The 21,897-nt window shown below is 56.1% G+C and carries 17 protein-coding genes and 3 pseudogenes; 6 read left to right on the forward strand and 14 right to left on the reverse strand.

The features are described 5' to 3' along the window. Positions 1-48 precede the first annotated feature (48 nt). From ACZF99_RS24900 to ACZF99_RS24915, 4 genes are all read right to left on the reverse strand, one after another. Positions 49-1,347: a PTS ascorbate transporter subunit IIC gene (locus ACZF99_RS24900; RefSeq protein WP_483607560.1), complete on the reverse strand. Its 1,299-nt coding sequence runs from the start codon at positions 1,345-1,347 to the stop codon at positions 49-51. Positions 1,348-1,465: 118 nt separating this feature from the next. Beyond that, entirely contained in the window at positions 1,466-1,729 is a 264-nt protein-coding gene (locus tag ACZF99_RS24905; RefSeq protein ID WP_483607561.1) for a PTS sugar transporter subunit IIB, read from the reverse strand. 45 nt (positions 1,730-1,774) lie between these two features. Next, positions 1,775-2,206, reverse strand: a complete 432-nt coding sequence (locus ACZF99_RS24910) for a PTS sugar transporter subunit IIA (protein ID WP_483607562.1) — start codon at positions 2,204-2,206, stop codon at positions 1,775-1,777. A 26-nt stretch (positions 2,207-2,232) separates the two neighbouring features. Further along, positions 2,233-4,332, reverse strand: a complete 2,100-nt coding sequence (locus ACZF99_RS24915; protein ID WP_483607563.1) for a BglG family transcription antiterminator — start codon at positions 4,330-4,332, stop codon at positions 2,233-2,235. A gap of 763 nt (positions 4,333-5,095) precedes the next feature. Here ACZF99_RS24915 and ACZF99_RS24920 point away from each other — a divergent pair. From ACZF99_RS24920 to ACZF99_RS24935, 4 genes and pseudogenes are all read left to right on the forward strand, one after another. Next, entirely contained in the window at positions 5,096-5,746 is a 651-nt protein-coding gene (locus tag ACZF99_RS24920; protein ID WP_483607564.1) for a GntR family transcriptional regulator, read from the forward strand. After that, positions 5,742-5,935: pseudogene (locus tag ACZF99_RS24925) on the forward strand (mannonate dehydratase); the annotation flags it as partial. The gene ACZF99_RS24920 and the pseudogene ACZF99_RS24925, both read left to right, overlap by 5 nt. Positions 5,936-5,991: 56 nt before the next feature. Continuing rightward, complete coding sequence (locus tag ACZF99_RS24930; protein WP_483607565.1) at positions 5,992-6,846, forward strand: SDR family oxidoreductase; 855 nt, start codon at positions 5,992-5,994, stop codon at positions 6,844-6,846. A 262-nt stretch (positions 6,847-7,108) separates the two neighbouring features. Beyond that, positions 7,109-7,741: a polysaccharide deacetylase family protein gene (locus tag ACZF99_RS24935; RefSeq protein WP_483607566.1), complete on the forward strand. Its 633-nt coding sequence runs from the start codon at positions 7,109-7,111 to the stop codon at positions 7,739-7,741. Between the two features lie 647 nt (positions 7,742-8,388). On the opposite strand, the pseudogene ACZF99_RS24940 reads toward ACZF99_RS24935, so the two are convergent. From ACZF99_RS24940 to nirB, 4 genes and pseudogenes are all read right to left on the reverse strand, one after another. Next, a pseudogene (locus ACZF99_RS24940) lies at positions 8,389-8,846 on the reverse strand (uroporphyrinogen-III C-methyltransferase). Beyond that, positions 8,843-9,715, reverse strand: coding sequence for a formate/nitrite transporter family protein (locus tag ACZF99_RS24945; RefSeq protein ID WP_483607567.1), 873 nt, complete (start codon positions 9,713-9,715; stop codon positions 8,843-8,845). The pseudogene ACZF99_RS24940 and the gene ACZF99_RS24945 overlap by 4 nt, the downstream one beginning before the upstream one ends. Before the next feature lie 40 nt (positions 9,716-9,755). Continuing rightward, positions 9,756-10,070, reverse strand: coding sequence for a nitrite reductase small subunit NirD (gene nirD, locus ACZF99_RS24950; protein ID WP_483607568.1), 315 nt, complete (start codon positions 10,068-10,070; stop codon positions 9,756-9,758). Between the two features lie 22 nt (positions 10,071-10,092). Continuing rightward, the gene (gene nirB / locus ACZF99_RS24955; RefSeq protein ID WP_483607569.1) at positions 10,093-12,540 is read right to left on the reverse strand and encodes a nitrite reductase large subunit NirB; all 2,448 of its coding nucleotides are present in this window, start codon (positions 12,538-12,540) and stop codon (positions 10,093-10,095) included. Positions 12,541-13,008: 468 nt separating this feature from the next. Between nirB and ACZF99_RS24960 the strand changes: the two genes are divergently transcribed. Both ACZF99_RS24960 and ACZF99_RS24965 read left to right on the forward strand, forming a co-directional pair. Continuing rightward, entirely contained in the window at positions 13,009-13,614 is a 606-nt protein-coding gene (locus ACZF99_RS24960; RefSeq protein WP_483607570.1) for an ANTAR domain-containing response regulator, read from the forward strand. Between the two features lie 37 nt (positions 13,615-13,651). Further along, positions 13,652-14,731 (forward strand): anthranilate phosphoribosyltransferase, encoded by a 1,080-nt coding sequence (locus ACZF99_RS24965; protein ID WP_483607571.1) that lies wholly within the window; start codon positions 13,652-13,654, stop codon positions 14,729-14,731. Between the two features lie 267 nt (positions 14,732-14,998). Here ACZF99_RS24965 and ACZF99_RS24970 read toward each other — a convergent pair whose 3' ends face one another. The 6 genes and pseudogenes from ACZF99_RS24970 to ACZF99_RS24995 all read right to left on the reverse strand — a co-directional run bounded on the left by ACZF99_RS24970 (position 14,999) and on the right by ACZF99_RS24995 (position 21,821). After that, a complete protein-coding gene (locus ACZF99_RS24970; RefSeq protein WP_483607572.1) occupies positions 14,999-15,982 on the reverse strand; it encodes an aldo/keto reductase in 984 nt (327 codons plus the stop codon). Positions 15,983-16,166: 184 nt separating this feature from the next. After that, positions 16,167-16,504, reverse strand: a pseudogene (locus ACZF99_RS24975) (alpha-glucuronidase); the annotation flags it as partial. Positions 16,505-16,539: 35 nt separating this feature from the next. Continuing rightward, entirely contained in the window at positions 16,540-18,108 is a 1,569-nt protein-coding gene (locus ACZF99_RS24980; protein WP_483607573.1) for a glycoside hydrolase family 43 protein, read from the reverse strand. After that, positions 18,108-19,067 (reverse strand): carbohydrate ABC transporter permease, encoded by a 960-nt coding sequence (locus ACZF99_RS24985; RefSeq protein WP_483607574.1) that lies wholly within the window; start codon positions 19,065-19,067, stop codon positions 18,108-18,110. Before ACZF99_RS24985 ends, ACZF99_RS24980 begins: the two co-directional genes overlap by 1 nt. Before the next feature lie 2 nt (positions 19,068-19,069). Next, positions 19,070-20,035 (reverse strand): ABC transporter permease, encoded by a 966-nt coding sequence (locus ACZF99_RS24990; RefSeq protein WP_483607575.1) that lies wholly within the window; start codon positions 20,033-20,035, stop codon positions 19,070-19,072. Between the two features lie 85 nt (positions 20,036-20,120). Continuing rightward, a complete protein-coding gene (locus ACZF99_RS24995; RefSeq protein ID WP_483607576.1) occupies positions 20,121-21,821 on the reverse strand; it encodes a type 2 periplasmic-binding domain-containing protein in 1,701 nt (566 codons plus the stop codon). Between the last annotated feature and the right edge of the window lie 76 nt (positions 21,822-21,897).

Here is a 21,897-nt window from a genome sequence, read left to right on the forward strand (position 1 = left end):
GTTCCCCCCAAATGTTGTATTACGCTCAGTCTGCAGCTCATCGGAACGTTAGAACAGGAGCTGTGCCAGAAGACGGATGATCGGTCCGAGAATGAACATATCGGAATCGGCCGCCCACATCGCCGTATCCGGCACCGTCGAAGAAATCAGGAAGCGGACCGTAATGAATTGCCCCCAAGCCACAATCGTGGAGGTGATCAAACCGCCCAGGAGCGCCCCTCTAACACCGCCGGTGGAATTGCCGAACACGCCCGCCGTAGCGCCGTGAAAGAACAATACAATCATCGTAGGCACAAATATATAAGCTACCGTATTGCCGAGCACAACGAGCCAGATCAACGCCCCGGCAAAGGCCCCGATAAACCCGAGAATAACCGCATTGGGCGCATAAGGGTAAGTTACCGGCGAATCCAGCGCCGGTTTGGCGCCGGGCACGATTTTGGTCGCGATCCCATTAAACGCCGGAACCAATTCCCCGATAAACATTCGCACGCCCAGCAGCACGATAGCGATTCCGCCCGCAAAAGTAAGCGATTGAATTATGGAGTACATAATAAAGTTTTGATCGCCCGCATTGGCAATCAATTCCTGCGCTCCGGGGGTTCCTTTCAGCGAGATAACAACAGCCCCGATTAAGAACAAGACTCCCATGCTGAGCGCCGTAATTACGTTGGAATCGCGCAAAAACTCAAGTCCCTTCGGCACTTTGATTTTCTCCGAATCGTTCTCTTTGTTGCCGAACCATTTGCCGAGCAAAGCTCCGAGCAAAGCGACCGAAGCCGAGGTATGGCCCAGGGCGATATTGTCGTTGCCGGTAATTTTACGCATAAACGGCTGGGTGAGCGCCGGCTGGAACGTCCAGTACAACCCCAGCACGATTGCCAGGAAAAGCACAAGCTTCCATTGCGGAACCGCTCCGCCCGCCGTATGCACGACGATGCCGGCAAAAACCGTGGCCGTCCAGAACATCATGTGTCCGGTCAAGTAGATATATTTGAATCGCGTAAATCGCGCCAGCAAGACGTTAATCAGAAAGCCGAGCAGCATGGCCATCGTGACGGCGCTGCCGAACTTGGCGTTGAACGCCTCCTGGCCGAGAAATTGACCCAGGCTCACGGCCTGCAGCCCGAACACTTCCTTCCACATCGGTTCGAACACGTTCAGCGCGCCGACGATGACGCTGGAGCCGGCGGAAATGATCAGGAAGCCGATCACCGCTTTAAACGTGCCGCTGATGACCTGGCTGGTCGATTTCTTCTGCAGCAGCAAACCGATTAGCACGATAAAGCCAAGCAGAATCGCCGGCGTGCCGAAAATATTCGTGGCTATCCAAAAAATAGCGTTCATTTAGCCTTCCCCCTAAAAGTTTTGTGAGCGTTGCTTCCTGAGGAGCTTCGAACAAAACTCGCTTCGGAAGCATAGGCTTTGTTCTGTGAGCGTTGCTTCGGAAGCATAGGCTCCTCTTTCACATGGCTTCTTGCAAGTTTTGTTCGATTTCCTTCAAGTCGAAGTAGTTGTTGACGATCACGATTTTGGCCGTGTGTCCTTGCAGGCTCTGAGCCAGCTCATTGCTGGTCACAATGTAATCGGCCGCCATGCCGGAAGCAGTGGAGACGTCCGTATGCTCCACATCGGCTTGCACTCCCATCTCCTTCAATACCGTTTCAACGTTCATCCGCAAAATCAAACTGGTTCCTTGTCCTAATCCGCAAACGCACAAAATTTTCATGGGAATTCCTCCTGAAATGTAGTTTTCTTGCTGTAGGGAAATGGATCATTGGATCAAAGCCCCGACCTCCTCGGCGGTTTTGGCCGCCTTCAGGGCTTCGACATTTGCCGGCTCGTTCAGCAGGCCGGTCAGCCTGCGCAACAGTGCAATATGGTCGGAGCTGGACGAGGAGCCTAGTGCGAACACGAGCTCGACCGGATCGTTCTCGGGATGGCCGAAGGCCACCGGCCGCTTCAGCCGGACGAAGGAAACGGAGGCCGTGTTGACGCCGTTCTCCGCTTTGGCATGCGGCAGAGCAATATGCGGGGCGATCACGATATAGGGGCCCTTATCCCGAAAGGCGGTCAACATGGCTTCCACGTAGCTGCTTTCCGCCGCCCCGCTATCGACCAGGAGTCGGCCGGCCGCGCGAATCGCTTCCTCCGCATCCTTCACCTCGACATCCAGCGAAACCAGGTTTTTTTCCATAAAGTGCATCTTCATAATCCTCCTTAGGTTATCCATCATGTAGCGGAATATTGTAAGATGATCCGCGATATTTCCGCTTTTTTATCAGTATTCCCCAAAACTTGTCGGATCTGCTCTTCTTTGAGCATATTTGCCAGTTGCGAGAGGGCTTTTAAATGAAGCTGTCCATCGGTGCCGACAACGACAAACAGCAGGTAAACGAGGTGCTTGGGCTGGTTGCTGAAGGCAACCCCTTTTCGAATCGTCAATAGGGCCATGGATGCCCGCGCCGCTCCATCCTCCGGTCTTGCGTGCGCGATCGCCACTCCGGGAGCGGCGACGATGTACGGACCGTATTGATTGACCTTATCGATCATGGCCTGAACATACCCTTCGGTTATGGAGCCGTCATGAAGCAAGGGCTTGGCGGCAACCCGGACCGCCAGCCGCCAATGGGGGATTTCTTCCCGAACCGTAATTCGCGAAGGAGTCAGCAACTCGCCAAGCGTCGGCTTGTATTCCTTCGGCTTTGGCGGCTGCCCTTTGGCCGCGGATAAATAGCGTTGGATCTCTTCAAGCAGCGCTTCCTTATCGGCAATTTTTGCGTGCTTGCCGACCAGCTCGACGATCGCCTGTGCGGAAGGACTGGCCGAGTGCCCCTCCGCGGCTCCGAGATAAGGGGACACCTGCCCCAGCAGATGGGCCTTTTCCGCATTGCTCATAATCGCGTTTAAGATGAACACGGGAACTTCGCAGCCCGACAGCGGAACGGTGGAGAAAATCAGGTCCACCTTTTCGGAGAATGTTTCTAAAGCCCGCAGCGACAGCACAGCGACCAGATCGATGGAAGGAAACAACTGCTCCAGTTGGTTTTTCAGCAGGCGCGAAGCCGAAACCCCGTTGACACAAACGACGGCTGCCCGTTTTCTTGGCGCGGGCGTTACCCTCTCCCGCCTGAGCCAGCCGCCGAAATGCATAGACAGGTAGGCGATTTCCTGCTCGTTGATCGGCTTTTCAAAAACCTTTTCCAACGGTTGAATTGATTTTCGGGTCAATTCGAACACTTCCCGATATTCTTCCATGATTTTCTCCGTCAACGGATTCTCGATGTTCAGACCGTATTTGGTCCGATAGAAGACCGATTTCACATGCAGAAACAACTGCTTCCTCAGTGCATCACGATCCTGAAAGTAGACGCAGCCGATCTTTTCGAACAGGCCGATCATCTCTTCCGTCGCCGAACGCAACCGCTTGGCATCCAGCGTGTCGGACTCCACCTTTACCCGGTTCACCTTGGCCGCCAGTAAGTAGACGGTCATGTAGCAGATCTCGTCTACGGGGACATCGATGCCGAACAGTTCGCCAAGCTTCGCGGCAATATGCGCGGCAGCTTTGTATTGGAGCGTATCCTGCAATGCCGCTTTTTCCTCTTCGTCCATCTTTACCGCGTTGCCCTGCTTGAGGCGAATGGCGGAGAGCCAGAGCCGAACGCTCAGATGGAGGATTGTCTCGTCCGTCAGTTCCATGCCGATCAGTTGTTCGCCGGAAACGATCATGAGGTATACGGAGGCCAGTTGCTCTTCCCGGAAATCCGGAAAATGGCGTCTGAACAGATCGGCGTGAATCAGGCCGTCAATCGTCGGGGACAAATGGTTCCAGTTGCCGTAAGGCAACAGCTCGAGCAAGAAATGCGACAGGGCCGCCCTCACTTCTTTCTCTTTCCCATGGATAAAATAACCTTGCTTGCGGTCGAACCGAACCGTCAGCCCATATTCGGCCAGATCGTCCTTAAGCCGCTTTAGCTCGGAATGGGCGGTCCCCCGGCTCACCTTCAGCAAATCCTCCATGTCGTACAAGAACAAGGGACCGCTTCGGTTAGCGAGCTGCAAGCAAAGCAAGGCTTTGCGCTCGCTGCCGGACAAATAGTAATGCTGCGGCTGGACGGTTTGCGCCACGGCCGGAAGCCGGGACCGCGATGCATCGGGAAGCAGGAACCCCATCCCGCGAACATAGTCGACGGGAGCCAGTCCGCCTTGACGCAGCCAGTCGTTGATTTTGTCCATGTCGTAGTAGACCGTGCGTTTCGAGATATGAAAAATATCCATCAGCTCCTGCACCTGAAGGTAGCCTTGCGACTTCTGAAGCAGGGCAAGCATTGAAGAACTGCGCTCGTCAAGTATCCTTCACCACCTACTTTCCTTATGAGGTAGTTCGAAAAGCCATCTTCGGATCTCGAAGCAGGTCAAGAAGCGGAATCGACATCGAATCTTGGATTCATCTGGGCCAAAGCCGGAGCTCCCGGCAAGCTAACGGACATCAGAAACGCTATTGTCAGCTTTGGGGCAGTCCCCGGTTCTAGCGGACCGAGGAGACCTTATTTCGGTCAAAAGCGGCGAAATGGCTGCAATGAGAGCCCAATAAGGTCTCTGGAGTCCGTTACAGCGGGAAATAGCCGGGAAATGGGCAAATAAGGTCATTACGGTCCGTTACGTTCAGCGCGGTTACGATCAGCCCCGCCACTGACGTCCCTAGCTTCATCCGACCTCAAGCGTTTTGAAAAAACGCACTTCGGAAGCATACGCTTAGCGTTTTGATAAAATGCACTTCGAAGGCGTACGCTTCGGTGCTCCAATCCCGATTTTTTGAGCAATGACTATGGTAGAAAGCATCTCTCTTTGCAGATCATTATACGTAAGGCATTTCGCATACAACAGCGCAATTATTGTCTCTCTCGCGTTTGCAAAATTATACGCTTAATGACCAATTTGCAGTCTTTCTCTTGCAATTCAAAGTGTGCCATACTACCATGCAAGTATGGCAGTATGGAGCTGGAGCTTTATACCATTTTGGGGGAAGTGATGTCATGACCGACATGGGGCTACCCAGCCGGGATCGGCGGGCAATGCCGTATACGCCAAATTGAAGGAGCAAATCATTACGCTGGAGTTGCCTCCGGGAACGGCGTTATCGGAAAAAGAGATGTCCGTGGCCTTTCATGTCAGCCGTACTCCGGTCCGGGAGAGCTTCGTCCGATTGGCGCAAGAGGGCTTGGTGCTCGTTGTGCCGCAGCGCGGCACGCGTGTGGCGCTGATTGACCCGGAGCTCGTAGAAGAAGCGAGATTTATGCGGGAACAGCTGGAGCGCGCCGTTATCCGGCTCGCTTGCGAGAAGTTCCCGGAGGAAGGGCTTGTCGCGCTGGCCGACAATTTAAACCGCCAGAAAGACATCATTGAGCGGCATGACAATCAGGCCATGTTCGTGCTGGACGAGGAATTTCATCGCATCCTGTTCGCAGGCTGCCGCAAGCTGGGCACCTGGAACATCATCCAACAGATGAACGCCCATCTCAACCGGACCCGGGTGCTGTGGCTAACGACCGATCCCCATTGGGAAAATCTGTACGAACAACATCGATCCATGCTCGAGGCGGTGACCGCCCACGATGCCGAGCGGGCCGACCGCCTCATGAAGGAGCATTTACAGTTGAGCGTTTCAAATTTGCCGGCGCTGCTGAAACGGTATCCCGGTTATTTTACGCAGAGCGGAAAAAGTACCCGAAATCTCATCTGACCGGATTCCGTTTGCGCCTATCCGTAACGTGCGCGTGTTCGACAATGGCGATTTTATGGAAACGTCGCACCTCCCCAGAACGGCACCGTCGATATCGCCGGAATCGTCAAGGCGTATTATGGCACCGGTTTCACGGGGGATGCCCGTCCCGATCACAGCCGCCCCATTTGGGACGAAGAATGCCGGCCGGTTGAACTAATCAAGGATCATCCTTCAATTACGATGAAAAAGGAGTGAAGCAACCGATGAGCAAGTTGCCTGTACATCCGGCTTTGTCCGGCAAAATCGCCGTCATTACCGGCGGAGCCGGAATCCTGTGCCGGGCGATGGCCCGGGAGCTGGGCCGCCAAGGAGTGAAGGTGGCGATCCTGAACCGTACACTGGACAAAGGAGAAGCCGTGGCAGACGAGATTCGCGCCGACGGCGGAACGGCGATCGCATTAGCTTGCGACGTAACGGACGCGGAAAGCGTCAAGGCGGCCGAAGCGGCCATTCGCGAGCGGTTTGGCCCCTGCGATATTCTCGTGAATGGAGCCGGCGGCAACCATGCCAGCGCCAACACGACCAACGAGATTTTCCGGCCGGAGGACGTGGCGAATCCGGACGTCACCAGTTTCTTCGACCTTAACATCCCCGGCGTTCGCGCCGTCCTTGACTTGAACTTCATGGGGACGCTCATCCCAACGCAGGTTTTTGCCAAAGCAATGATCGGGCGTCCCGGCGCAACCATCCTTAACGTTTCCTCCATGAGCTCGTACAGCCCGATGACGAAAGTTCCCGCTTATAGCGCGGCCAAGGCGGCCATTAATAATTTGACGCAGTGGCTGGCGGTGCATCTGGCCGAATCCGGCATTCGCGTCAATTCGATCGCGCCGGGATTTTTTCTCACCGAACAGAACCGCAATTTGTTGACGAATCCGGACGGGACGCTAACCGAACGTTCGAATAAGATCATCGCCCGTACCCCGATGCGCCGCTTCGGCGTTCCGGAGGATTTGCTGGGGACGCTGCTGTGGCTGGCGGACGCTGACACGTCCGGTTTCGTTACCGGTACGGTCATCCCGGTCGACGGCGGGTTTATGGCCTATTCCGGCGTATAAGTGGAGGGATGACCCCGGGGTGATCCGGGCAGCCGGGGATTTGCAAACCGACGTTGAGCGGGTTACCGGGCGGAAGCCGCGGCTCATAGGGGCGTTGAAGCCAACCGCGAGCCGCTGCCAACGAGCGCCGTCCCGGCTCTCGCGGTACAACGCGAAGATCCCCGCCCCCGCCGCTACAAGCTGAAGCTTGCCTTAACCTGGGAAGACGGACAACAACGAGAGTACGTAACCGAGTGGAGACTCTAAAGGAGGTGGATCACCCATGTCTAACTATCAAATAATCGATGAAGTATCCGTCCGGGAAAAAGCCGTCGCCTTTACGTTCGACGACGGCCCCAATCCGCTCTACACCCCGCAGATCCTGGAGATCTTCCGGGAAGTGCAAGGGAAAGCGACCTTCTTCATGATCGGCACGCAGATCGAGAAAAACATAGAAACCGCGAAGGCCGTTCATGCGCAAGGCCATGAGATCGGCAACCACACCTACTCGCATCCGCACCTGCCCGAACTTAGCCCGGAAGAATGCCGCCGGGAATTACAGTTGACGGAGGAATGGATCCAGCAGGTGACCGGGTCAAAACCGAAGGTCTACCGTCCGCCTTATACCGATACCTCTGAGGAGGTTGCCGCGATCACTGCCGGCGAATTCGGTTATCCCGCCATCGGGGCGGTCAACGGAGCGGCCATGGACTGGGAGATGCCCGGCGTCGCGCATATCGTGGAAAAGACGCGGGAGCAGGTTCGCCCGGGCAGCATTTTATTGTTTCACGACGGCTTCGATGACCGTTCGCAAACGGTGGAGGCGGTCCGGACTCTCGCTGCCGAACTGGCCGCCGGGGGGTATCGGCTGGTTACTGTGAGCGAACTGCTCGCGTTAGCCGAAGCAGAGTCGTAAGTCGCATAGCAAAGAGGCCAAAAGAGCCGCGCCGATAACGCGCTCCTTTTGGCCTTTTTTACCCGGCAGGCTCGGTCAACTTGGTGACGAAATGCTAAAGTGCAGGCGAATATTGTCGAACGTATCTAGTAACCGTCGATGAAGCGCAAAAGTGCAGTTCATTTTCTACCAGACGCTCGTTAGTCATCAAAACACGCTCACGCAAATGCACTTTTGCAGCTCATCCCGCAAAAAAGCAGGTTTTCCTCGAAATCAACTGCACTTTTGCACTTGAAAGGTGGGCGAACCGTGGTTGAGTGGTAGGGGCGGACGGTTGTTGAGCAGTTGTTGAGCGGTTGTTAGGCGGTTGTTGATCGGGTTGTTGGATAGTTTATGATCATTTGTCGGGAAGTTGTTGGTCAGATGTTTGGTAGATGTTTATCATTAGTTGGACAGCAGGTGAGCAGCAGGCGGACGGCAGGTCGTGGTTCGATCACGATCCACCCACTCTCACACCCCACTCACGTTCCACTCTCACACTCACTCAGGCTCCCCTCACAAACCACAGTCCAGATCACGAGCCACTCATCCACTCACGTCGCCTCACGATCCACTCATCCACCTCACAACTCCGCTAAAGACCTTACGCACAACGGTTCACGCCCCACTCACGACCCGTAATACACTTCCGCTTGGCGTTCGAATAGCTGCAGTTGCTCGCGGACGCGCACGACCTCCCCGACAATGATCAACGCCGGGTTGCTGAGCTTCACAGCGGCGGCCAGCTTGGGCATGTCGCCCAAGGTGCAGGTAAACGTGCGCTGCCTGCGGGTCGTGCCGCTCTCGATCAACGCCACCGGCGTATGGGCCGGCTTGCCGTGGCGGAGCAGCTCGCCGCGGATGGCGGCGATTTGGCCGACGCCCATGTAAATCGCCAGCGTGTCGACGCCTTGCCGCAATACACCAGCTCGGCGCAGGGTCCGGCGTACGCCAGCAGCTCTTCGCCGACGAGGCGGTCGTACAGAACGACCTCGGCCTCGCGCAGCCGCTTCACCGCCTTAACCGTGATCAGCTCGGGGTCGCCGGGCCCCGCTCCGACTATACTTACCGTCCCGAGACCCTTCATAGGCGTTCTCCCGCGACGGACAATGCGCGGCCGTCCGGCTCGGCCATCTCCGTTGCGGCAGCCCGCGCCTCTCCTCCGCGCCGCAGGGTACCTTTTTGCGCAACATAGAACATCAAACCGGTAAACACGACGCCGCCCAAAAAGTTGCCGATCAAGACGGGAATTTGATTCCATAGCCACCAGTCCGCCATGCTGACGTTCGCCCCCAGCAGCATCCCCGCCGGAATGACAAACATATTCACGACGGCATGCTCGAAGCCCTGCGCGAAAAAGATCAGGATCGGCAGCCACATCGCCGCGATTTTACCGGCCGTAGACGTCGAGGTCATCGCCATCACCACGCCCAGCGTCACCATCCAGTTGCAAAGGACCGCTTTGATGGTCACCAGCGCCAGCCCGCTGCCGCCCATGTGCTTGTAGGCCAGCGTCTTCGCTTCGCTCGTCTGGATCAACGCCTGCACGAGCGGGTGGGTTAGGTCCGTGCCCATTTTCGTGATCGTTAGCCCATACAGGATCGCATAAACGGCGCAGCCGATCAGATGCCCCAGAATCACCCAGCCGAAGCTGGACAGCATCCGCGCCGCCGAAACGCGCCGTTCCAGCACGACCAGCGGGATCAGCGCAAAGCTGCCGGTGACCAGCTCCAGGCCCAACAGCACGATGATCACAAAGCCCACCGGAAAAATCACCGCCCCCACGATCCCCAACGAGGTTTGCTGCGTTGCGGTTAGCGCCAAGGTTGTGGCAAAAGCGAGGATCGCCCCGCCCAAAAACCCTTTGACCAGCAGCTGCGGGATGCTGAGTTTGGCTTTATTTTCCCCTGTCTCCATCATTGCTCCAAGTACTTCCCCCGGTTTGACATAATCCATGGTTCGTCCACTCCTTTATCTGCGGCGGTATCTCTAGGCTCTATAGCGATATATAGATGGCACCGGTCGTTTCATCCACTTCGGTCTCATAGACGGTCACCGAGCCGTGGTCGGGCGCATGGACGCGCCCGCTGTGCAGGTTGATCTTCCAATCATGCAGGGGACAATGCACGGCCAAGCCGCACACCATCCCTTCCGACAGCTTGCCGCCTTTGTGCGGGCAGCGGTTCTCGACCGCGTGGACGCTGCCGTCGCTGAGGCGGAAGATGGCCACCTCTTTGTCTTCGATCGTGACTGTCCGCGAGCCGAGCCGATCAATGTCGTCCAAACGGGCGACCTGAATTTTCGTCAACATAGGTTCTCCCCCTCGAAAAAGATTACGAATTTTGCAATTGCACATCTTGCAGCGGTTCGAAGTTTTTGCGCAGCTCTTCGTTTTCGATGATCTCCTTCCACGGGTCGGTCGTTCGGCTCAGCGACTCTTCGATCCGGGCGGCCAGCGCCTGGCGCTCTTCGGCTTGCTCCAACACAGCCTTAATGGCATCCAGTCCTACCCGTTCCACCCACTGCGCGGTGCGTTCGTTCCAGTTCGCCTGCTCGCGGTAATGCTGCAGGAACGCAGCCGTCCATTCAACGACCTCGTCCTCGGTCTTCACCACGCAGAGCAGCTCGGCTGCGCGGACCTTGATGCCGCCGTTGCCGCCGACATGGATCTCCCATCCGCCGTCGATGGCGACGACGCCCAGGTCCTTAATCGTCGCTTCGGCGCAGTTCCGCGGGCATCCCGACACCGCCAGCTTGACTTTGCCCGGCGTGTTCAGCCGCTCGAACGCCTTCTCCAAGCGAATGCCCATGCCGATGGAATCCTGCGTGCCGAACCGGCAAAATGTCGAACCGACGCAGGTCTTCACCGTCCGCAGCGCTTTGCCGTACGCATGGCCGGACGCCATGTCCAGCTCCTCCCACACTTTCGGGAGATCCTCCTTCTTAACGCCAAGCAGGTCCAGCCGCTGTCCGCCGGTAAACTTCACCATCGGGACCTCGTATTTCTCCGCCACCGCCGCGATCCGTTTGAGTTCGGCCGGGGAGGTTACGCCGCCGTAAATTCGAGGCACGACGGAGAAGGTCCCATCCTTCTGGATGTTCGCGTGGTAACGCTCGTTGGCGAAGCGGGACTCTTTTTCGTCCACATATTCGGCCGGCCACAGCATTCCCAGATAGTAGTTCAGCGCCGGGCGGCATTTGGAGCAGCCCTCCGGTTCGCGCCACTCCAGCACGTTCATGACTTCGCGCACGCTCTTGAGTCCCATCTCCTTGATGCTTGCGACGATCTCGTCGCGGCCCAGCGGCGTACAGCCGCAAATGCCTTCCTTCACCGCCTTGACGTCGCCTTCCGCATAGAGATGCAGCAGTCCCTCCACCAGCGGTTTGCAGCCGCCGCAGGAGCCGGACGCCTTCGTACACGCTTTAACCTCGCCTACGCTGGCGCAGCCGCCCTTCACCGCTTCGACGATCGTGCCTTTGGTGACGCCGTTGCAGCCGCAGATTATTTCATCGTCGGCCATCGCCGCCAGTCTGGCATTCGGGGAGGCCCCTGCCCCTGCTCCTGCTCCCGCTTGCCCCGGAGCGTACCCGAGCAGCAGCTCTTTCTCCTTCCCGACCACGGATTCGCCGCTTTTGATCTTGGCAAACAGCGAAGGTCCGTCCGTCGTGTCGCCGAACAACACCGCGCCGATCAGCCTGTCGTCTTGCAGGACGATTTTGCGGTACGTGCCGTCCAGTTCGTCCTGAATGCGCAGCGAGCGCGTGCCCGGAGCCTCATTGAAGTACCCGGCGGAAAAAACGTCCACCCCCGAGACCTTCAGTTTCGTGGAGGTCACGGACCCTTCGTATCCGGCCGTATCCACGCCAGCCAGCCGCTTGGCCAGCACGCTGCCTTGTTCGTAGAGCGGGGCGACCAGCCCGTAGGCGATGCCGCGATGCTCGGCGCATTCCCCGACGGCATAAACGCCCGGCGCGCTGGTCTCCAGATAGTCGTTCACGATGATGCCCCGCGCAACCTCAAGTCCCGCCTCTTTCGCCAGCTCAATGTTCGGCTTGATGCCGACGGCCATCACGACCAGATCGGCTTCGAGCCGGTTTCCGTCCGCGAACTCCAGACCCTCGGCCCGCCGTCCGCCGTAAATGCTTGCCGTTTGCTTCTGCAGCAGGAACTTCATGCCCTGCGCCTCCAACTCGCGCTGCAGCATCCGCGACGCCGGCTCGTCGAGCTGGCGCTCCATCAAATAAGGATGGAGGTGCACGACCGAGACGTCCATCCCGAGGTGCAGCAGGCCGCGGGCCGCTTCCAGGCCCAGCAGACCGCCACCGATGACCGCGGCTTTCGTATATTTGCGGGACGCCTCCATCATCCGCTCGCAATCCCGGATGTCCCGAAACCCGATCACGCCGTCTTTGCGCGCACCGGGAATCGGCAAAACGAACGGGTTCGAGCCCGTGGCCAGGATCAGCGCATCGTAATCGGCCTCCACGCCGGACGCCGACACGACCTTGCGCCCTTTGGTATCGATCCGAACGACCGCATCGCCCAGATGCAGCCGGATGTGATTTTCCTCATACCAGGCCAGGTCGTTGATGACGATCTCCTTCATGTCCGCTCCGCCCGCCAGTACCGAAGACAGCATGATGCGGTTATAGTTCGGATACGGCTCCGCGCCGAATACCGTGATTTCATACGCTTCCGGAGCCAGCTTGAGCACATGCTCCACCGTTCGCATTCCCGCCATTCCATTCCCGATCAGCACCATTTTTTTCGTTCGGCTCATCTCCATCTCCCCTTTCTCGAATCGCCAAGAAACACAAAAAGCCCGCTTCGCCCCCAGAAAGACGCACCTTGGCGTGTTTCCACGGATTGCGAAGACAGGCTCCATTGCCGCTTCTTGCGGGCACCCCATTGTACCCGGCATTCCATTTATGGAATTTTGAATTACGTAAATTTGAATCAAGCGTTTGGTTGTCATTTACTATATAAGAGGATGATGTCTATGTCAATATATATTACATAAAAATGAGTAAACCAAAATTTTAGTGTAAGTTTTTATAACATATATATTGATTTTTCAGAAAAAAGGCGCGAAAATACATTTATCCTTTAAAATTTGAAATGTGATGTTAGGTTTTCTTTCCCCGAATACCTTCCTGCTACGCTTTATCCTTTATCGCTATCGCTTTAAAGCTCGGCACCCGCTAGGATTTAGAAACACATCGTCATGGATAGGAGGGATCACCTCACGATGCGCTTCTTATTGGTCATTCGCGAAGCTGCATTACCCGGGTCTGCTCCGGCGGATCCCCTGAAGTCTTTGCCCTTGGCTGAACCCGAAACCCTCCTCAAAGCGAGCGGGTATCAGGTCTTTGCCTCCTGCCGGGAGCCGCACATCCGCAAGCGGATCAAGGAGGTTGACGCCGCGGTGCTGGATATGCCGATCGAGGGCATGCAGCGCTGGGGCGCGTTGCTGATCAAGTGGAAGCCGCTCCCGCTCTTATGGTGGTGCAGCCCCGATACGGCGGGCTCCTCGCTGGAGGCGTGCGAAACCGAGGTCCCGGTCGACGGCCTGCTCTCTCCGTCCATGACCGCGTCGGAGCTGCATTGGGCGCTGCATTTCGGCGCCAGGCATTTCTTCGAGCGTCAAGCGTGGCGGGATGAACGGTCCCAGTTGGTTTCCCGGCTCGAGGAACGGAAGTGGATCGACATGGCCAAGAGCATTTTGTGCGACGTCAACAAAGTGTCCGAAGCCGAGGCTTACGACATGCTGCGCAAGCGGGCGATGAACGAACGCAAACGGATGGTGGATGTGGCGACCTCGGTCGTTAAAGCCCATCAGCAACTGAAATTTTAAATGCCAACCCATGCTTACAAATAAAGGAGGGCTCCCGATGACGATGACAGAAATCCTGAAGGAAGTAGGCCGAGGCAAAAGAGGCGCCCGCGACCTGACCTACGGGGAGGCGGTCCACGCCGCCGAACTGATAATCGGAGGCCAAGCGACCCCGGCGCAAATCGCCGCCTTCTTCATGGCGCAGCGGATCAAGCTGGAGAGCGTTGAGGAACTGAAGGCGTTCGTGATCGTCTTCCGCAAGCACGCCCATCGCTCGCCCATCCCGCAGGGATTGGACTGCGCCGGACCGTATGACGGCCGAACCACCTCCTTTATGGCGACGTTCGCCACCTCCTTCCTGCTGGCGGCGGGAGGACTGCCCGTCACGCTGCACGGTACTTCGCCGCTTCCGCCCAAGTGGGGCGTGACCCTGACCGACCTGCTCGGCGAGTTGGACGTCGACAGCCGGTTGATGGAATGGGTGCCCGCCGCCCGCCCGGCCGATTTTGCCGGGGTGCGATTCGTGCCGGCGGAGATCTGGTGCCCGCCGCTCGCGAAGCTCCGCCCGATCCGCGAGGAGCTGGGCATGCGGACCATCCTGAATACGATCGAGAAGCTGCTGGACTTCAGCGATTCGCCTTATCTGGTTTACGGCGTATACCATAACACGGTGTTCGACCGGATGGCCCAGCTCATCGAGCAACTGGATTATCGGAAAGTCTTAATCGTGCAAGGAGCGCAGGGCTCGGAGGACATGTTCATCGACCGGCCGACGCGAACGTATAGGGTGAGCGGCGGCGAAGCTAGGCTGCATGTGATCGACCCTGAAACCTACGGCTTGGACACCCCGCTGCCGGAGGAAGACGATACGGCCTGGACTGCGGCCAAGCAGCTGCGGGTCACCGAACAGGTGTTGCAGGGCCAAGCGCATCCGGCTTACGTGAATCAGGTGCTGTTGAACGGGGCCGTCCGCCTGGAGCTTGCCGGGCGAGTCGATTCCGTCGAAGAGGGAATCTATACCTGCAAAGCGCTGTTGGACGACGGCAGCCCGTGGGCCACGTACTGCAGTTGGCGCGATACCCTGCGCCTGGAGCAGGCGGCCGCCGCGGAACGCGCAAAAGCCCCCCATCAAGCCTGAATTCAGGCTGGTGGGAGGCTTTCCCGATAGCAACGCAACGGCCGAAATAGCGGTAAACTTTCACCTTATTTCGTGTAACTTGGCTCGTTGGCCGAAAATAACGCCATTTTATCATCTTATTCCCGGAAAAAGCGCCAAGTTAGCGGCCAGTGCCGGTAAATAAGGTGATTTCTTACCTCTATTGGGGCTTTCGGACGCGAATTGCGCGAAATAAGGACATTTCTTCACCTTATTTGCCCCGTCCGAACAGTGAGCGCCAGCCCAAGATCAGTAAGCTCCGCGAATGTGCTGCGCGACCTCGGATTGGTAGAACGCGGCCAGCCGCATCAACTCGGCTTCGCTGAACGAAGGCACGTCGATCGCGCCGAGATTGTCCTCGACCTGGCGCACGTTGCGGAAGCCGGGGATCACGCAGGTCACCTCCGGCTGATCGAGAATCCAGCGCATCGCCGCGCGGGCCATGTCGCCGCGGCCTTCGGCGATCCAGCCCAGCTGCGCCGCCAGCTCGACGCCTTTGGCGAACGGCAGGCCCGCAAACGTCTCGCCGACGTTGAATTGCTCGCCGTTGGCATTAAAGCTGCGATGATCGTCCGCGGCAAACGTCGTATCCGGCTTGAACTTGCCGGTCAGCAGGCCGCTGGCCAGCGGAAGCCGCACGAGGATGCCGACGCCGGTTTCCTGCGCCTTCGGCAGCAGTTGCGTCAGCGGCTTTTGGCGGAACAGGTTCAGGATCACCTGCAGCGCTTTAACTCCGGGCACGCTTAAGCAGAACAAGCCTTCTTCCACCGTTTCCACGCTGACGCCGTAATGGCGGATTTTGCCCTCGGCCTGCAGCTTGTCCAGCACCTCGAACACCCGGCCGTCCTTCAGTACGGACAACGGCGGGCAATGGATCTGGTACAGGTCGATGCGCTCGCGCTCCAGCCGTTTCAAGCTGGCTTCGCAGTAAGCCCGCACCCGCGCTTCCGAATACGTCTCCAGGTCATGGATATCGCCGGCGCGGCAAAATTTCGTCGCAATATGGATGTCGTCTTCCTTTCCTTTCGTCGCTTTGGCAAGCAGCCGCTCCGCATGCCCGTCGCCGTACACGTCCGCCGTATCGAAGAAATTGACGCCTTCCCCGATCGCTTTATCCAAGCCCTTCAAGGCCTCATCATCATTCGTATTGCCCCAACTGCCGCCGATGGCCCATGTGCCGAAGCTGACCTCGCTGACTTGCAGCCCCGTATTTCCGAGCTCCCGATATTTCATCGGTCTTCCCTCCTTGTATGGCTAAATGTCCAACAGGTCCTGCATGCTTCAAAAGAGGCCCTTCCAACCAGAAGGGCCTCTTCCTATTCTATACCGAAAACGCCCGTAGAATAAAGCGTTTTCCTTATTGCGATTTTCCTTTCGTAAATCGTTCCCCCCGTTCGTCCGGCACCCCGGATTTCCGAAGCAGCTCATCCGGACACTGCGCCAGCGAATCGTACATCTCCCTGTTGGGCTGAAATACTGCGACGTATACGTATATCCCGTCCCCGTTGCCATCGTCCGGTCGCCCCCAATTCCGTCCCGGTCGGCAAAGTGATACGTCTCCCAGCGCGAATACTCGTACCCATCCACTTCCGGTCCATAGTGAGTATGCGGCACCACCATCCAGCCCGCTCCAAGCGGCGCCGTGTAGCTCTCATAGATGGGCCAAGAGGCCATCAGCATTTCGCGGATCGGACCGGTCACCTCTGGATCGCAGCCGAAGGTTAAACGAGCCCATTCCTCGGCAATCGCCTCCGCTTCATGAATGGTCCCCTCCCCTTCGAATCACGGCCTCAGCCAACCTCAAACCAGTCGAAATAAGCCGGAGCTGCGCAGGGCTTGCCGTTGCCCGCAGCATATAAACCAACCACAACGCCGGTAAAGCATATCTTTCCCGCAACATCCTCGGGCGACAAGGCCAATGCGGTCTCCGCCGCCAATTCGGTCCACTGTCGACCGGCCAAGGAATAATAAAGCGTGTACCGCTTTTCGTCCGAGCGGATTTTCAAATACACATAGTCCGTATACACCGGCACGATCACCGCAATTCGCGTCTCTCCGTGAACCGTCAAGCGGGCAACCACCTTGTTTTGGCCATTGTCCCGCGTCAGAACCACCTCGTAATGAGCGGCCTCATCGCGGCGGGCACACAAGCCGGCCTCTTCGCCATCACGGATGCCCTTGAATTGCAGCAGCGTATTCCATTCCGCTTCGACCCGCTGCTGTCTCCGGCCGACAAAAGCGACCGGCGCCACATCGTTCAAACCCGCAGCCTGCCCGCGCAAGGCCAACCAACCCGGACGCTCGCTCAGCGACCAACTGTCCTCCGCCGGATTGCGCAGAAACGTCCAGGACGGCGACAGCAAATTCCCTTCGAAGTCGTCCTTCTCCGTAGGCGAAACCTTCCCGACGGCCTTCTGCCCCGAACCCGAACCCGAACCCAGCCCCGCCCCCGGCACCCTGGGCACACTCATTTCGAGCTGCACGAGGCCTTCGTTGTTGTCGATCATCGGCCAACCGTCCTCATTCCAGATGACCGGTGCAAGAAACGTTTCCCGGCCCAGCACGCTATAGCCGGAACCGACCAGCCGCACGCCGAGAAATACGGCCCACCAATCGCCGTTCGGGTCTTCGATCAGGTCCGCATGACCCAGATATTGAATCGGATGATCGAGGCAGCGGTGGGTTAGGATCGGCTCCGGATACAGTTCAAACGGCCCGTACGGGCCGGAGCCGCGGCCGATGATCTCCCGGTGCTCCTTGGCGGTACCGCCCGAGGCGCTCATGATGTAATACGTCCCGCGAATCTTGTACAGATGCGGACCTTCCGTCCAAGGTCCGCCGTCTCCCCGCCAGATCACCACCGGTTCGCTTAACGCTTGGCCGGTCGCGATGTCGATTTCGTATTGGATGGCGTGGGAATCGTCGTCGGCGCCCTGCTGTGCGGTCACGTACACCTTTCCGTCATCGTCGAAGAACAGCGACGGATCAATGCCGCCGTACGGAATCCGGATCGGATCGGACCAAGGACCCGCAGGATCGGTCGCCGTCACGTAGAAATTGCCGATTCCCCGCACATCGGTCGTAATCATATAAAACACGCCGTCATGATGCCGGATCGTCGGCGCATAAATGCCGTCCGAGCTTAACCGGTTCCGAAGGTCCAGTTGGCTGAGCCGGTCCAGCACATGACCAATCTGCTCCCAATGCAGCAAATCCCGGCTGTGAAAGATCGGAACGCCGGGAAAATACTCAAACGAACTGTTCACCAAATAAAAATCATCCCCGGCCCGAGTGACGCTCGGGTCGGGGTAAAATCCGGGTAAAATCGGATTCGTGTAAGATACAAGGGCTTTCACCATTATTCTTTGACACTCCCTACGTTAAGTCCTACAACGAAATATTTCTGCATAAACGGATACACGAGCAGGATGGGCACGGAAGCGACGACGGTGACCGCCGCCCGGATGGATAACGGAGTTACCCTCGACAAGGCGGCATCCTGGGTCATGCCCACCCCGGCCGCGACAGCCGGGTTACTGTTCGCATTCATACTGGAAGACAACAACTTCATGAGTTCGTATTGAAGCGTGCTAAGCTCCTGTCTCGAAGAGGTGTAGATGAAAGCGTCAAACCAGGAGTTCCATGCCCCTACCGCAACGAACAACGCGATCGTAGCCAATACCGGCTTGCACAGCGGAAAGATGATGGACCAGAAGATTTTGAAATCGCCTGCGCCGTCAATTCTCGCCGACTCGATCAAGCTTTCTGAAATCGTCCCGATGTAAGTACGGATGACGATTAAGTTAAATGCGCTGATCATCGAAGGCAGAACGTAAACCAGGAAGTTATTGAGCAAATGCAGGTCCTTCATCAGGAAATATCCCGGAATCAAGCCGGCGTTAAAATACATCGTCAAAACAAAGATCGTCGTAATCGGCTTGCGGAATACGTATTCGCGTCGACTTAGCGCATACGCCAGCATACTCGTCAGGAAAATATTCAAGATCGTCGATATTACCGTTCGGGCTACCGAAATCAGAAACGCATCGTAAATCGTGCCGGATACGAATACCGCCTTGTAGTTTTGCAGCGTAAATTCTCTTGGCCACAGGTAAATCCCGCCGCGGATCGTGTCATTGCCGGCATTAAAGGATACGACAACCGTATTTAAAAAAGGATATAAGGTGACAATCACCAGGATAATCATAAAAATCGTATTAAATGTATGAAAAAGAATCGGCTCGATTCGGCTTCTTCCCACTCTTCTATTGAATGCGGCAGCAGATACTCGCTCCGGGCTGATTGATTGATTTGCCATCTCTATAACAGCCTCTCTTCCCCTAGTCGTTTTGCCGTCCAGTTCGCGAGGAGCAACATGGTTATGCTAACGACCGTTTTGAATATTCCGCCGGCGGTTGCCAGTGAGTAATTGCCTTGAGCGATCCCGTATTTCAGCACGAAGATATCGATCGTTTCCGACCAGTCGACGACCAAGCCGTTGCCAAGCAGGTACTGCACCTCAAAGCCCGCTTCCAGAATATGGCCGATGGACATGATCAGCAGAATGACGATCGTCGGTTTGATGCCGGGGAGCGTCACATGGAACATTTTCCGGTAACGGCTTGCACCGTCAATATCCGCAGCTTCATAAAGGGCCGGATCAATCGCGGACATGGCGGCCAAATAAATGATTGTATTCCAGCCAACCTCTTTCCAAACGTGGGAGGCGCCAACGACACCCCAAAAATACTTGCCTTCGCTAAGCCATAAAATCGGTTCCTTGATCAGATGCAGTCTCATCAATACATCGTTGACGATTCCGTCCGAAGCCAGGGAAGTCGCGACAATCCCGGTGACGATAATCCAGGACAAAAAGTGCGGAAGATACGAGATGGTTTGAACGGTTCTTTTCCAGAACGTTTTCTTGATTTCATTCAGCAGCAATGCCAGAGCGATTGCGGTTACAAAGCCCAGCACCAAATTGATGATACTCATCCCTAGCGTATTGCGCAGCACACGGAGAAAGCTGTCGTCCGTAAACAGAAACTTAAACTGATTGAAGCCTACCCATTCCTGCTGGCCAAAGCTTCTGGCCGGCTTGTAATTTTGAAACGCCATCGTCCAGCCCCATACCGGAACATAAGCAAACAATATGATATAAGCCAATAACGGGACCGACATGAAAATCAACTGTCGTTGACTTTTGACGAGGGACCAGGTTATTCGCTGCCGCTTTCTTTTTTTCGCTTTCGGGACGATAGGTTCATTCGTTAAGGTCTCATCCATAATTGTTCTCCCCACAAAGCCTGTAATTTCAGAAAAGGAAGGCTAGAACGCCTTCCAGCCTTCCCTTTTCTGATTAACCCCTACCTTATTTCACGGTCCAGCTGTCGATTCTCCATTGCAGGACTTCGTTAATGCGGTCTTCGTAAGCTTTAATGTTCAGTTTGCGGATTTCCCCGACGTATTCATTCCAAACTTTGTCAAAATCGGCCGGTTTGGCCAAAATGGCTTGCGGCAGATATTTGGTAGACAGGTCGTTCTGCTTGGTGTTGACGATCTTGGCTTCGGAGCCTTCCACCAGATCGACGGACCATGCCGGATAATAAATCGGATTTTCCGGGGCCGGGCTGAAGAAATCTACGTAACTGTCGTAACCGTAAGCTTCAAGAAACTTCTTGTCGTATTCTTTCAAAGCCGCTTTGTATTCTTCAGGTTGTGCAGCCGCATCGGTGGCGTTGCCGTCGCTGAAGTAACCTTGCATTTTCGGGCTAAAGCTGTAGAGCGTATCCGCTTTGTTGCCCAGCTTCCAGGTTGCATCCGTAAATCTGTCGCGCTGCTCCTGCGTTTTCATGAAGCGGCCTTCTTCGTTAACGATATAATCCTCGCCTTCGATCCCCCAGGCAAGCACTTTTTGCCAATCTTCTTGGATCAGGCGGTCCCACAGCTTGAGGATTTTGATCGCCTTCTCTTCGCCTGCGTTCACGCTGATGCCGAAGCCGTTGTTCAGGTTCAGCGCAGGGCGGTCCAGGTAGTAGTCTTTTGTGCTGGTATCGTAGACCAGCGGCAGGCCGACATAAGTTCTTTCCTGCTTATCCGCCGTAATCAGCACGTTCTCGGCGGATTGGAAGTTCCAATGCTGATCGAACATCCCAAGCACGGCGCCGCTGGAAATTTTTGCTTGATATTGGTCATAGTTTTGCGTAAAAGTTTCTTTATCGATCAAACCTAATGCGTTCATTTCGTTCAGCTTCTGATAATATCTTTTGGCGTAATCCTTGTCCGCAAAAATTTCGGCTTTACCATCCTTAACGACAACGCCGCCGTCATTCGGGTGGCCGATCAAATGCTGCGGCGCATTGAACAAGCCCCAGTTTCTCCAGTCATAGTTCAGGATTTCAAAGCCGATCGTCGGTTTACCCTCGATGGTCGGATTCTTCTCCTTGTATTTGGCAATCAAGTCAAAATATTCGTCCAACGTTTTCACTTGCGGGTATCCGGCATCCTCCAACACCGCCTTTTGAATCCAGAAAGCCGGTCCCGAATACCAAGAACTGCTTACTTGGCCGTTATAGGCGCCGTAGTTCGGCAGCGTATAAATATGACCGTCGTTCGGGTCTTTCATCATGTTCCAGTATTTCTCATAATGCTTTTTCAGGTTCGGCGCATGTTCTTCGATGAGGTCTTCCAACGGAATAAACGCGCCTGCGGCCGTCAATTTCGTGTTGGCGGTCATAATGTCCGGGTAATCGGAGCCGGCGATCATTACGCCGAGCTTTTGGTTGATGTCGCCGGCAAGGAATTCGAATTTAAACGTTGCGCCAAGCTCATCTTTGATCTTCTTGTAGATCTTGTTGTCGGCCGTCGGCTGTTGACCGGCTTCGCCGATAAACGCGGTAATTTCTAACGGTTCAGCCTTATCGCCGGAATTGTTGCCCGTTGCCTGATTGGCGGTGTTGTTGTCGGCCTTGGTAGCGTTGTTATTTCCGCCGCCGCATCCCGACAGGATGACGCTGAGCGATAATAGCAGGATCACGCTTAGCCGGAGCACTGATTTTTTCTTGCCCCCCATGTAAAGCACCTCCGTAATGATTTGTTGACTTCAAGGGTTTCTGTAAGCCCTTTCATCAACTTACCTTTATTCTAAA

The sequence above is a fragment of the Paenibacillus sp. JL3B1040 genome (genome assembly GCF_057063165.1).

Coding starts and splice junctions, on each gene's coding strand:
- nirB (WP_483607569.1), bottom strand. CDS start 12,540: ATGAGCCGAACGAAAAAAATGGTGCTGATCGGGAATGGAATGGCGGGA.
- ACZF99_RS24910 (WP_483607562.1), bottom strand. CDS start 2,206: ATGCACTTTATGGAAAAAAACCTGGTTTCGCTGGATGTCGAGGTGAAG.
- ACZF99_RS24960 (WP_483607570.1), top strand. CDS start 13,009: ATGCGCTTCTTATTGGTCATTCGCGAAGCTGCATTACCCGGGTCTGCT.
- ACZF99_RS24990 (WP_483607575.1), bottom strand. CDS start 20,035: ATGGATGAGACCTTAACGAATGAACCTATCGTCCCGAAAGCGAAAAAA.
- ACZF99_RS24930 (WP_483607565.1), top strand. CDS start 5,992: ATGAGCAAGTTGCCTGTACATCCGGCTTTGTCCGGCAAAATCGCCGTC.
- ACZF99_RS24965 (WP_483607571.1), top strand. CDS start 13,652: ATGACGATGACAGAAATCCTGAAGGAAGTAGGCCGAGGCAAAAGAGGC.
- ACZF99_RS24900 (WP_483607560.1), bottom strand. CDS start 1,347: ATGAACGCTATTTTTTGGATAGCCACGAATATTTTCGGCACGCCGGCG.
- ACZF99_RS24915 (WP_483607563.1), bottom strand. CDS start 4,332: ATGCTTGCCCTGCTTCAGAAGTCGCAAGGCTACCTTCAGGTGCAGGAG.
- ACZF99_RS24905 (WP_483607561.1), bottom strand. CDS start 1,729: ATGAAAATTTTGTGCGTTTGCGGATTAGGACAAGGAACCAGTTTGATT.
- ACZF99_RS24995 (WP_483607576.1), bottom strand. CDS start 21,821: ATGGGGGGCAAGAAAAAATCAGTGCTCCGGCTAAGCGTGATCCTGCTA.
- ACZF99_RS24985 (WP_483607574.1), bottom strand. CDS start 19,067: ATGGCAAATCAATCAATCAGCCCGGAGCGAGTATCTGCTGCCGCATTC.
- ACZF99_RS24980 (WP_483607573.1), bottom strand. CDS start 18,108: ATGGTGAAAGCCCTTGTATCTTACACGAATCCGATTTTACCCGGATTT.
- ACZF99_RS24935 (WP_483607566.1), top strand. CDS start 7,109: ATGTCTAACTATCAAATAATCGATGAAGTATCCGTCCGGGAAAAAGCC.
- nirD (WP_483607568.1), bottom strand. CDS start 10,070: ATGTTGACGAAAATTCAGGTCGCCCGTTTGGACGACATTGATCGGCTC.
- ACZF99_RS24970 (WP_483607572.1), bottom strand. CDS start 15,982: ATGAAATATCGGGAGCTCGGAAATACGGGGCTGCAAGTCAGCGAGGTC.
- ACZF99_RS24945 (WP_483607567.1), bottom strand. CDS start 9,715: ATGGATTATGTCAAACCGGGGGAAGTACTTGGAGCAATGATGGAGACA.